Consider the following 10,338-nt stretch of genomic DNA (forward strand, 5'->3'; position numbering starts at 1 on the left):
CACCTGCCCGTAGCTCAGTTGGATAGAGCAACAGCCTTCTAAGCTGTGGGTCACTGGTTCGATTCCAGTCGGGCAGGCCAGTCTTAACAACGACTCTTCGCTATCAATTCTGTAGTTTTCTGCTTCGAAAAACTGTTGGTTTGCACAGCCTCCGCACCCAATCTTTCAGCTTCAGCCGTAGCAAAAGCGAAGCGAAATTACGACTGCAACTCAAGCATTTATCCCGGGTGTATTCCATTTTTGGTTGCAAAATATGCCAGCAGCCAAGGGGCCAGAAGATGGATCTTGAGAACACTTGAGGCCGCCGCCCAAGCCCTATGCCGCCAGGCTGGCAGCGCAGAGAACATCCAGTTTGAGGGAAAGCCGATGTGGCAGAACTACCCACCGGAGGCGCAAGCTGCAATTGACGCAGCCCTACCCCACCTTCAGCACATGGAAGTGAAGCCGGCTGGTGGCTCAAAACGCTGATTGTTGATTGGCCTCACATAAGCGATGCCTTAACACCATCACCTTGGGTTGAAGGGCTATCGGCCCAAACCATCGTGCAGTCCTCATCAGCGATGTCTAGATTCTCATCGAATAGCGCGTCAGCCTGCGCCTCACGCGGATGCACGTATCGGTCTCGGAACTTCTCGTGACTTCTCAGCCAACGGAACACAGTCGCCTTCCCTGGCATCTTGTCGCCAAGATAGATGTTTCTCAGACTCTCGCCATCTGCAGGCCTTTCACATATCTGGTCAGCTAGGACAAGGGTGAATTCTGTTGGCCTCGCCATTCGCCCCTCTTCCAAAGTCTGCAAGGAATCAGTCATCCCCTGCAGATTCATATCGGGTTAACACCTATCAACCTTTTAAGCAGGAAGATCACAATTGAACCACTCACCAGAAACTCCATCTAGAGAGAGATCACGACTGAATCCTATTCAAGCCCTCTGCTACCGGCAAGTTTCAGTGAGTAAAGGGCCTACCTAGTGGGCCCTTTCTGTTTTCTACACAGCACTGGGCTCCCTTGGCGCAACCTTCTTTGGCTTTGCCATAGGCTCTCCAGTTGTTGATTTGCGAGATATTGACGGCTTAGTACGAATTGGGCCAAAACCCCGCCATCGCAGCTTCAAAGAGTGCCGCGATTACTCAAAGTGTCGGTGTCCGAGACGCTCATGCCGCCGAACTTGTTGCGCCAGAGGTGGTAGCTGGCTTCCGAGAAACCGTGCCGCAGGCACAGCTCGGCCACCGGCAGGCCCGTCTCGGCTTCGCGCAGGAAGCCAATGATCTGTTCTTCACGTCCAATCTCCTGTTGCATGGGATTGGACTCCAGGCTCACCTGCTACTCAACTCCGGGGGGCGTCGCTCGACCACATTCCTGGCTCTCCACTGGTTATCGAACTTTGACTGGGCGTGGCAGTTGTCTTGGTTGTAGCGAAGGTGAGACGCAGCGCCTCTGCTCCTGTAGTGGCCTGCATCTACCTGGTCATCCCTTCATAGCTCTACATCATTGCTATAGAAACATGGCAATCGACCTGCATCAACGGTTCTTCCAGTCAAATGCCGGCACGGAAATGCGCTCGTCAAACGCTCCACTCCACTGCGCATGCAGACCTGCCGCCACCAGCGCACGCATCACGCGCTGACCGACTTCCAGGCCGAGCGAATGCTCGAGTGCCGCATCCAGCGGACCAAAGGCCAGATAGAGGCCGCCTCCACGTACTGCCCGCGCCAGATCCTGTCCGTGGAAAAAGCAATAGCCGATGAAGCGTGTCGCATCGCTGCGCTCGCGCAGTTCCTCGCGGATATCGTCATAGCCATCGCTTTGCGTATGGCCCGCGTTTTGCAGGCAGACCACGCCCTGCTGCTCCAGCTGGTCAAAGGCCTGGTCGAGGCGATCACAATCGGTCACGCGCGGCCACTGGCCTTTGGCAAGCTCCAGGGCGGCAAAGCATTGGCTCACAAAGACCTGCACCTCGTCCTCGTCCAGTTCTCCGGGTTCGTACATCTCGTCCACGATGATTTCGACGATGCGCGGGGCATCTTCAAACCCGCCATGCACCAGCACCGTAATCTCGTCCCGCACTTCATGGTTCAGTGGCATTTCGCACGCTCCACACTTGTGTTGCCCATGGCTGTTTTTAACCCAGCACCTGGCTGCCTGCAAGTGCAGCGCTGCTTTGCGGAACATGCGACTCGGAGCCCATGAGCGGGCGAGCCGCCTTGCCAAAGAAGAAAACCGGCCTGAGCCGGTTTTTCATGGGGTATGCGTTTTGCGCCGCAGCATTGCCGCCGCTATTCCACAAACTCCTCGCCATCGTGCAAGCTCTGCTGGCGCAGGCTGTCGTCCTGGCGGAGAAAGGATTTGATCAGGTCAAAAAAGCTGTCGTAGAACGTGGCCGAACTCACGGTTTCACTGCCCACCTTGATCAGGGAATCATTGCCGGCAGAAAATGGCAGGGACAGCGAGCCGAGCGCGCCCACGCCCACACTGGCCGAGTTGCTGCTCTTCTTGAGGTTGTAGGTGTCCTTGAGTGCGGAGACAAAGCCCAGGCTCACCTTGCCGTCCTTGCTGTCAGGGGCACACACTACGCGGATGGTGATGACCTGGTTGTTGTCCGGCGCAGGCTGGAAGGTCTTCTGGCCCTCCACTTCCTTATCCTTGGACACGTTGATGAGGTAGCCCTGGCTCAGGAGCGCGCGGCGCGCCGCTTCGCAGGTGCGCTCGGGCGAGGCATCGAAGAGGCGCGAATAGGTATTGGCCGAGCCGAAGGTCTCGCGTGCCACCACGTTGTAATGGGCTCCGTCCTGGCTGCCACCCAGGCTCCCGCAGCCCGACACCAGGGCCACACCGGCAGCCATCAGCACCCATGCTGCAGTGCGAAGCCGCAGGTTGCCGCTTGCACGCGCAAGGTAAGGTCTGTCTGAATACTTGCCCAACATGAACGACACCAACTCCCGGAATATGGTTCTGCGGAAAACGCCCTGGCACCCATGGCCGCTGTTACTGTAACGGATGGATGGGCTACAGCAGCCGCTCTGGCAGACATCCCGTGCCCGCCAGTCCACCAGTCGCTTTACCATTTGCAAAAAGGATAGCATCAAATATGCTACCAGCCCCCGTAGCCATCGGGGTTACACATCGTCCGGTTTACCAAAATTTGCATATTAAATGCAAGGTTTGCGCTCTATAGGCAAGCGCAAGGCGCTATGCTTTTTAAAGCAACTTTCAGAATCTGATCTTCGCCATGTTCCATTCAGTTACATCCGCAGACCTCACTGCTGCGAGCCAGGGCTTCAGTCGCCGCCAGGTGGTACTGGGCTGCGCGGTTGCAATGCTTGCGCCTGGCCTGCAGGCTGCGCCATCCCACGCCCCCGATGGCTGGCCGGCGGATTCACGGGTGCCGGGCGGCGTGGCGCGGCTCTCGCTGGGGCCTGCAGCGAGCCGCCCCCAGGCATTCAGCGGCGATATGCCCGTGCTGGTGCTGGGTGATGCAATCGAATGGACAGCCCTGGTGGGCATTCCATTGTCTGCCGCCGTGGGGGCAGCCGCTATCCGCGTGCAGACTCCAGAAGGCAGCCGTACCATCCCCTACACCGTGCGAGACAAGAAGTACAGCGAGCAGCGGCTCAAGGTGGCACCCAAGACGGTCGATCTTTCGGCCGAAGACAATGCCCGCTATGAGCGGGAAAGCGCCCACCTCAAGCAGGTCATGGCCACCTTCAGCAATGTTTCTCCAGCCGGCATGGTGCTGCCCGCGCCCGTGCCCGGGCGGCGCTCCAGCTCGTTCGGCTTGCGCCGCGTCTTCAACGGCCAATCGCGCAATCCGCACAGCGGCATGGACATTGCGGCCCCCACCGGCACCCCCATCAAGGCGCCGCTCGCAGGCAAGGTGATCGATACGGGCGACTATTTCTTCAACGGCAATACCGTATGGCTGGACCATGGCTCCGGCTTTCTGACCATGTACTGCCACCTCAGCAAGCTCGATTGCGCCGTGGGCGACGCAGTACAGGCGGGCGACGTGATTGCCAAGGTGGGAGCCACCGGCCGTGTCACCGGCCCGCATCTGCACTGGGGCGTCATGCTCAACCGCACCATGGTCGACCCGGCGCTCTTCCTGCCGGGCTGATCGCCCAACCTTATTCCTCACTTCTGTGGGCGATGGTGTGGGCAAGCCTGGGGACAATCTCGCAAGCCCTTGTTTTATAAAAATTATTGATCACTGCCCATCTTTTGTGCAGTACTGCATCGCAGCATCCCCTCACACGCAGGCCATCAAAACGGATAACAGCCTACAACCTGCGTACATGCCCATCCTCTAGGATGGCGCACACCCCCGTTGAACGTGTTTGCGTTCCAACCAACGGCTGGCAGCCCCATCGGCTACCATCCCATATCCAGAAAGGAATCCACCATGACACGCTGGCCTCTCGCCGCTCTCGCCTCCGCCGCCCTGCTCAGCATCGCTGCCTGCAGCAGCACGGGCTCGGCCGACCCCTCCACCAGCAAGCCTGGCGCCTCCTCCTCTACCAATCCCGGCATGAACTCCTCTGCACTCGACAAAACCCTGCAGGCCTACCATTGGGACCTGGAAAGCGCCCAGGATCAATCTGGCCGCGCGCTGCCCAGCTTCACCGCCCTGGCCCCCAAGACGGCCGTGCGCCTGAACTTTTCTGCTGGCAGCCAGCCTGGTCAGCAACTGGTCTCCACCAAGATCTGCAACAACCTCGGCGGCAGCTACCAGCTCGATGGCGACAAGATCACCATCGGCAACATGATCTCGACCCAGATGGCCTGCGCCGATGGCCGTGTGATGCAGTTGGAACAAGCCGTGGGCGCCCAACTGCCGCGCGCGCAAAGCGTGCGCATTGCGCAGGATGCCAACCCGCAGAGCATGGTGCTCAGCTTCAATGACGGCAGCCGCTGGAATCTGAAGGCCGTGCCCACCAATGCCACCAAGTACGGCAATGCGGGCGAGACCATCTTCCTGGAAGTGGGCCCCCAGACCAAGCCATGCAGCGCGGGCGTGATGCGAACCCAGTGCCTGCAGGTCCGTGATGTGCACTATGACAGCGCAGGCCGCAAGACCACGACCGGCGAATGGGGCAATTTCTACGGCAACATCGAAGGCTACCAGCACGAGCCAGGCATCCGCAATGTGCTGCGCGTCAAGCGCTACACGGTGCAGAACCCGCCCGCCGACGCCTCGCGCTACGCCTACGTGCTGGACATGATGGTCGAATCCGAGCGCACCAAGTAAGCACCCCGCTCTGCACCAGCACCAACCCCGGCTTGCCGGGGTTTTTCATGGCCGCGCGCTGCCCCTTCCCCTCCTCCCTCGGCGATGCAAGGCGCATTCCTGCCAGTCACGCCAGGTTGAAGGCGATCTTGCAACAGTCGCAGTTATTCCCATCCAGCGGGGATGCTTCTGTGTATAAGCTTGGCAAAAGCGAGCAAGGTGCTTGATCTGCAATCATATTTTCTTCGTGCCCAGTTTTTGGGCAACACCCTGTTGCACGCTTGCGAAGCCTAAGTCTTATATAAGAGTTGAGCCCCCGTGGCAGAATGGTGCCACAACCACCAACAACACTGCAGTTGCCTCGATTGCGCCCATGCGGCCCAGACGCGTGCCATTGCCATCCATGCCCGTTCCACCCAGCTCCGCCCACCCTCCCCTGCTGCGCGACCAGCACAGCGGCTTTCTGACTTTTCTGGTGGCCCGCGTGTTTGCCGTCGGTGCCACGCAGATCCAGGCCGTGGTGGTGGCCTGGCAGGTGTACGACCTCACGCGCAATCCGATGGCCTTGGCCTTCGTGGGCCTGGCACAGTTCATTCCCATGCTGGTGCTGCTGCTGCCGGCAGGCGAGCTGATTGACCGTCTGCCTCGCAAGAAGATTCTGGCAGCCAGCTGGGCCATCGGCGGCGTCTGCAGCGCGCTGCTGCTGTGGCTGTCGGGCCATGGACATGCAGGGGTGGCCGGCATCTATGCCGTGCTGGTGCTGTACGGGGCCACGCGGGCGTTTTCCGGCCCGGCCTTGCAAAGCCTGTTGCCACAGCTCGTGCCGCAGGCGCTGCTGCCCAAGGCCATTGCAACCAACAGCGTGGTCATGCGGTGCGCTGCCATCGGCGCGCCCATGCTGGGCGGCTTTCTGTATGCCGCAGGCGGCGCGGAATGGACCTATGGCACCTGCCTGCTGGCGTTTGCGGTCGGCACCGTCTTGCTGCTGCGCGTGCAGGTGCTGTATGCCACGCCCCGAGCGAAGGACCGGGTGGATGCACCCGCCGATTCCATCTGGCAGCGCTTTGGCACCGGCATCCGTTTCATCTTCGGCAGGCCCATGGTGCTGGGCACGATCTCGCTCGATCTGTTTGCCGTACTGCTGGGCGGCGTGGTGGCGCTGCTGCCCATCTACGCGCACGAAGTGCTGCACACCGGCCCCGAAGGCCTGGGCCTGCTGCGCAGCGCCATGGCCATGGGCGAGGTCTGCGCGGGCCTGTACCTGAGCAACCGCCCCTTCGGCACGCATGTGGGCAAACGCATGATGCTCGCTGTCGCCATCTTCGGCATTGCCAACCTCGTGTTCTCGCTGTCGCACTGGCTGTGGCTGTCCTGCATCGCGCTTGCAGTGGCCGGTGCGGCCGATATGGTGAGCGTGTACGTGCGCGGCGCACTGCTGCAATTTGCCACGCCCGATGGCATGCGGGGCCGCGTCAATGCGGTCAACATGCTGTTCATCGGCTCTTCGAATGAACTGGGCGAGTTCCGCGCGGGCAGCAGCGCTGCGTTGCTGGGGGCCGTGCCTGCCGCCGTAGCAGGCGGGCTGTGCACGCTGGCCGTGGTGGGGATGTGGACGCGGCTTTTCCCCAGCCTGTGGAATGTGAACCGCTTTGAAGACGCGCAGCACCAGTCTGCGGGCCGATAGGGCAAGAGCAGTTACCGCGGCTACAGCGCATTCACCGGCAGCTTGAGAAAGCGCCGGCCCTGCGCATCCGCCTCCGGCAGCTTGCCCGCACGGATATTGACCTGTACCGAAGGCAGCATCAACTGCGGCACAGCCAGCGTTGCATCGCGTGCCTGACGCATTGCAACAAACGCGGCTTCATCGACACCGTCATGCACATGAATGTTGTGGGCTCGCTGCTCAGCCACCGTGGTGCGCCAGGCAGGCGCGCGGCCTGCGGGCGGGTAGTCGTGGCAGATATACAGCGACGTGTGCGGCGGATGGTCGAGCAACCTGCGGATGGAGCGGTAGAGTTGGTGCGCATTGCCGCCCGGAAAATCGCAGCGCGCCGTTCCCACATCAGGCATGAACAGGGTGTCGCCCACAAAAATGGCGGCAACACCACTGCCGCCGTCCCCCTCCACCGCATAGGCAAGGTCTGCGGGCGTGTGGCCCGGCACGCTCAAGGCCCGAATGCGGGTGGCGCCCAGTTGCAACACGTCGCCATCGCCCAGCAGCCGGTCGAAGTCTGCCCCTTGTGGGGCGATGGAAGCATCCATTCCATACAGACCGCCAAACACCTTCTGCACAGCGGTGATCTGCTGCCCGATCACGACCGGGGCCGCAATGCGTGCCGTGCCGGCGGGCGCCTGCGCACGCAGCCATTGGGCAGCCGACAGGTGATCGGCATGCGCATGTGTCTCCAATACCCAGCGCAGATCCAGTTGTTGTGCACGCAGGTAGTCGGCAATGCGCTGGGCCGATACCGTGCTGGTGCGGCCACTCTTGGCATCAAAGTCCCACACCGGGTCAATCACCGCCGCCTCACGGCTCGCGGCATCGTGCAGCACATAGCTGACGGTGCCCGTCACCTCGTCAAAGAACGCCTGTACGCCAAATGCAGCTGGTGAGGTCATGATTGACAACATTTTCTAAAAAAATAATATATATTTTAATATAATAAAAACCAGACCCCGCTGCAAGGCCGTTTGTCGCCCTCCCACCAATGCCTCATCACCCCACCGCCGATATCTCACCGCACACCATGCGCATGGCTGCGCAGCAGGCGGTTACCGCCCTCAAGCTGCTCGCCAATGAAGACCGATTGCTGCTGCTGTGCCACCTGAGCCAGGGCGAATGCTGCGTCAGCGACATGGAAGCGCACCTGGGCATCCTGCAGCCCACCTTGTCGCAGCAGCTGGCCGTGCTGCGGCGCGAGAAGGCCGTCACCACGCGGCGCGAAGGCAAGAACATCTACTACCAAGTGGCCGACGCACGTCTTTTGGCACTGCTGCAGACCATGTACACCCAGTACTGCCCCGCGCCCTGATGCGCCACACCCCTTCATCCCCCACGAAAGCCCGCCATGACCATTGATATGTCCGCCTTAACCCCTGTGACTGCCCTGCTTGGCGGCGCCCTGATCGGCCTGGCCGCCGTGCTGCTCGTCCTGTTCAATGGTCGCATCGCAGGCATCAGCGGCATTGTGGGCAGTTTGCTGCCACCGCGCGCGCCGGGCGGGGCATGGCGGGTGGCGTTCGTCATTGGCCTGCTGGCTGCGCCCTGGGCCTATGGTCTGTTTGCGCCAGTACCTGCAGCTGCCAGCCCGGCAAGCTGGCCAGTGCTGGCGATCGCCGGGCTCCTGGTGGGCTTTGGCACGCGCCTGGGTTCGGGTTGCACCAGCGGGCACGGGGTGTGCGGGCTCTCCCGCCTGTCGGTGCGTTCGCTGGTCGCCACCCTGTGCTTCATGGCTGCCGGTTTTGCCACCGTGTTTGTGGCGCGCCACGTTCTGTAAGGAGGTTGTCATGACCACCATCATTGCTGCCATCGTGGGCCTGGTGTTTGGCCTGGGCCTCCTGGTATCGGGCATGGCCGATCCTCACAAGGTGCTGGGCTTTCTCGATCTGGCCGGCGCCTGGGACCCGTCGCTGGCCCTGGTGATGGGCGGCGCCATTGCGGTGGGCCTGCCCGGCTTTGCACTGGCCCGCCAACGCCAGCGCAGCCTGCTGGGCGAGCCCATGCAGTTGCCAACCAGCAAGACGGTTGACGCGCCGCTTGTCGTGGGCTCGGTCCTCTTTGGCATGGGCTGGGGGCTGGCCGGTTACTGCCCCGGCCCGGCGCTGGTCGGCATCACGGCGGGCATGGAATCAGCCGCCATCTTCAGCGCTGCCATGCTGGCAGGCATGGTGCTGTACGGGTTGTGGCAAGCGCGGCAAGGCACAAAAACTATAAAATAGATAGCTTGCTGCGCTTTACTGACAGGCGCTACAGCCCAATTTCACTCCATGCTTCCACCCATCGACCCCGCTGTTGCGCACACGCATGCCGAGGGCAGCCCGCTGCCCGTGCTGTGGCAAGACGAGCACCTGATTGCCATCTACAAGCCAGCGGGCTGGCTGGTGCATCGCACGGGGTTGGACGCGGGCGAGACGCGCTTCATCGTGCAGACCCTGCGCGATCAGATCGGCCAGCATGTCTACCCGCTGCACCGGCTGGACAAAGGCACCTGCGGCGTGCTGCTGCTGGCCCTGCACCCCGAAGCCGCCAGCCGCACCCGCGCGCAGTTTGAAAACCACCGGATCCACAAACGCTACCTGGCCCTGGTGCGCGGCTGGGCGCCGGAGCACTGTGAGGTAGACCACGCCCTGCGCCCCGACGACGCACCGGCTGATGCCCCCGCCCAACCTGCACAGACCCGCTTCTCGAAGCTGGCCGCGCTGGAACACCCCGATGCCTATGACAGCCGCTTTGCCGGCACGCGCCTGTCGCTCGTGCTGGCCGAGCCGCACACCGGGCGCCGCCACCAGATTCGCCGCCACCTCAAGCACATCGCCCACCCCATCATCGGCGATGCCACCCACGGCAAGGGCCCGCTCAACCGCTGGTGGGCCGAGCGCCTGGGCCTGCAACGGCTGTGGCTGCATGCCTGGGGCATGCACCTGGCGCATCCCTACACGCAACAGGCTCTGCAACTGCACAGCGGCCTTCAATGGCCTACAGTCGGGGACTACGCATCCACAACAGGCGACCACCCCAGCCTGCTGCAATGGCAGCACCTGTTGCACCATTTCGTGGAATAGGCGCAACTGGTCAATCGCCACAGCCGTTCATCTGCCAGCGCGCTTGCTTAGAACGTGTCTACGATCTCTACGCAGCCGCGTTGGAGTGCAATCGGGATGAGTTCGAAGTGCTTGGCCGCAGCTTGCACCGGGGTGCAAGCAAGGGCCAGCGCGCAGAAATCGCCCGATTTCACTCCAACCCGTAGGGACAGTGGCCTTGCGGGCGGTCTGCGTTGTTGCAAATCCTCGCAATAGCGGGGCTATTGCTGCGGTATTGCGCCTCGCATCCCATCCCTAGCCGGGCGCCCCGCAAAGCCACTGTCGCGGCGCGAGGAGATCGTAAACACGTTCTT

11 protein-coding genes, 1 tRNA gene and 2 pseudogenes are annotated in these 10,338 nt (G+C 61.8%); 8 read left to right on the plus strand and 6 right to left on the minus strand.

The features are described 5' to 3' along the window. The first annotated feature begins 3 nt into the window (after positions 1 to 3). Positions 4 to 80: transfer RNA gene (locus ACH2DG_RS20525), tRNA-Arg, on the plus strand. A gap of 401 nt (positions 81 to 481) precedes the next feature. Here the strand turns inward: ACH2DG_RS20525 and ACH2DG_RS20530 are convergent. From ACH2DG_RS20530 to ACH2DG_RS20550, 5 genes and pseudogenes are all read right to left on the minus strand, one after another. Further along, complete coding sequence (locus tag ACH2DG_RS20530; protein WP_395028425.1) at positions 482 to 826, minus strand: hypothetical protein; 345 nt, start codon at positions 824 to 826, stop codon at positions 482 to 484. Between the two features lie 299 nt (positions 827 to 1,125). Further along, positions 1,126 to 1,299 (minus strand): annotated as a pseudogene (locus tag ACH2DG_RS20535) (transposase); the annotation flags it as partial. Between the two features lie 17 nt (positions 1,300 to 1,316). After that, a pseudogene (locus ACH2DG_RS20540) lies at positions 1,317 to 1,454 on the minus strand (recombination protein NinG); the annotation flags it as partial. Between the two features lie 67 nt (positions 1,455 to 1,521). After that, positions 1,522 to 2,085 (minus strand): DUF6891 domain-containing protein, encoded by a 564-nt coding sequence (locus tag ACH2DG_RS20545; RefSeq protein ID WP_395028426.1) that lies wholly within the window; start codon positions 2,083 to 2,085, stop codon positions 1,522 to 1,524. Between the two features lie 191 nt (positions 2,086 to 2,276). Beyond that, positions 2,277 to 2,843: a DUF2242 domain-containing protein gene (locus tag ACH2DG_RS20550; RefSeq protein WP_395028427.1), complete on the minus strand. Its 567-nt coding sequence runs from the start codon at positions 2,841 to 2,843 to the stop codon at positions 2,277 to 2,279. Between the two features lie 386 nt (positions 2,844 to 3,229). Here ACH2DG_RS20550 and ACH2DG_RS20555 point away from each other — a divergent pair, with 386 nt between their 5' ends. The 3 genes from ACH2DG_RS20555 (at position 3,230) to ACH2DG_RS20565 (ending at position 6,908) form a co-directional block, all read left to right on the plus strand. Beyond that, the gene (locus ACH2DG_RS20555) at positions 3,230 to 4,114 is read left to right on the plus strand and encodes a peptidoglycan DD-metalloendopeptidase family protein (RefSeq protein WP_395028429.1); all 885 of its coding nucleotides are present in this window, start codon (positions 3,230 to 3,232) and stop codon (positions 4,112 to 4,114) included. Positions 4,115 to 4,399: 285 nt separating this feature from the next. Next, positions 4,400 to 5,245, plus strand: coding sequence for a DUF4377 domain-containing protein (locus ACH2DG_RS20560; protein WP_395028430.1), 846 nt, complete (start codon positions 4,400 to 4,402; stop codon positions 5,243 to 5,245). Positions 5,246 to 5,627: 382 nt separating this feature from the next. Further along, positions 5,628 to 6,908 (plus strand): MFS transporter, encoded by a 1,281-nt coding sequence (locus ACH2DG_RS20565; protein WP_395028431.1) that lies wholly within the window; start codon positions 5,628 to 5,630, stop codon positions 6,906 to 6,908. Between the two features lie 20 nt (positions 6,909 to 6,928). On the opposite strand, the gene ACH2DG_RS20570 is transcribed toward ACH2DG_RS20565, so the two are convergent. After that, positions 6,929 to 7,843: an MBL fold metallo-hydrolase gene (locus ACH2DG_RS20570; protein ID WP_395028432.1), complete on the minus strand. Its 915-nt coding sequence runs from the start codon at positions 7,841 to 7,843 to the stop codon at positions 6,929 to 6,931. An 89-nt stretch (positions 7,844 to 7,932) separates the two neighbouring features. Here ACH2DG_RS20570 and ACH2DG_RS20575 point away from each other — a divergent pair, with 89 nt between their 5' ends. The 4 genes from ACH2DG_RS20575 to ACH2DG_RS20590 are packed head-to-tail and all read left to right on the plus strand — an operon-like array spanning position 7,933 to position 10,006. After that, a complete protein-coding gene (locus ACH2DG_RS20575; protein ID WP_395028434.1) occupies positions 7,933 to 8,256 on the plus strand; it encodes an ArsR/SmtB family transcription factor in 324 nt (107 codons plus the stop codon). A 36-nt stretch (positions 8,257 to 8,292) separates the two neighbouring features. Continuing rightward, on the plus strand, positions 8,293 to 8,721 hold the full coding sequence (locus ACH2DG_RS20580) for a YeeE/YedE family protein (RefSeq protein WP_395028436.1): 429 nt from the start codon (positions 8,293 to 8,295) through the stop codon (positions 8,719 to 8,721). 10 nt (positions 8,722 to 8,731) lie between these two features. Beyond that, positions 8,732 to 9,163 (plus strand): DUF6691 family protein, encoded by a 432-nt coding sequence (locus ACH2DG_RS20585; protein ID WP_395028437.1) that lies wholly within the window; start codon positions 8,732 to 8,734, stop codon positions 9,161 to 9,163. A 48-nt stretch (positions 9,164 to 9,211) separates the two neighbouring features. Beyond that, positions 9,212 to 10,006: a pseudouridine synthase gene (locus ACH2DG_RS20590; RefSeq protein ID WP_395028438.1), complete on the plus strand. Its 795-nt coding sequence runs from the start codon at positions 9,212 to 9,214 to the stop codon at positions 10,004 to 10,006. Positions 10,007 to 10,338: the final 332 nt, after the last annotated feature.

Origin of the sequence: Comamonas odontotermitis, assembly GCF_040396735.1 — a bacterium.
GTDB classification, from domain to species: domain Bacteria; phylum Pseudomonadota; class Gammaproteobacteria; order Burkholderiales; family Burkholderiaceae_C; genus Comamonas; species Comamonas odontotermitis_C.

What these genes read in the sequence shown, in the direction of transcription:
- ACH2DG_RS20565 (WP_395028431.1), top strand. Translation starts at nt 5,628, where the DNA reads ATGCCCGTTCCACCCAGCTCCGCCCACCCTCCCCTGCTGCGCGACCAG.
- ACH2DG_RS20580 (WP_395028436.1), top strand. Translation starts at nt 8,293, where the DNA reads ATGACCATTGATATGTCCGCCTTAACCCCTGTGACTGCCCTGCTTGGC.
- ACH2DG_RS20530 (WP_395028425.1), bottom strand. Translation starts at nt 826, where the DNA reads ATGAATCTGCAGGGGATGACTGATTCCTTGCAGACTTTGGAAGAGGGG.
- ACH2DG_RS20555 (WP_395028429.1), top strand. Translation starts at nt 3,230, where the DNA reads ATGTTCCATTCAGTTACATCCGCAGACCTCACTGCTGCGAGCCAGGGC.
- ACH2DG_RS20550 (WP_395028427.1), bottom strand. Translation starts at nt 2,843, where the DNA reads ATGGCTGCCGGTGTGGCCCTGGTGTCGGGCTGCGGGAGCCTGGGTGGC.
- ACH2DG_RS20570 (WP_395028432.1), bottom strand. Translation starts at nt 7,843, where the DNA reads ATGACCTCACCAGCTGCATTTGGCGTACAGGCGTTCTTTGACGAGGTG.
- ACH2DG_RS20575 (WP_395028434.1), top strand. Translation starts at nt 7,933, where the DNA reads ATGCCTCATCACCCCACCGCCGATATCTCACCGCACACCATGCGCATG.
- ACH2DG_RS20590 (WP_395028438.1), top strand. Translation starts at nt 9,212, where the DNA reads ATGCTTCCACCCATCGACCCCGCTGTTGCGCACACGCATGCCGAGGGC.
- ACH2DG_RS20585 (WP_395028437.1), top strand. Translation starts at nt 8,732, where the DNA reads ATGACCACCATCATTGCTGCCATCGTGGGCCTGGTGTTTGGCCTGGGC.
- ACH2DG_RS20560 (WP_395028430.1), top strand. Translation starts at nt 4,400, where the DNA reads ATGACACGCTGGCCTCTCGCCGCTCTCGCCTCCGCCGCCCTGCTCAGC.
- ACH2DG_RS20545 (WP_395028426.1), bottom strand. Translation starts at nt 2,085, where the DNA reads ATGCCACTGAACCATGAAGTGCGGGACGAGATTACGGTGCTGGTGCAT.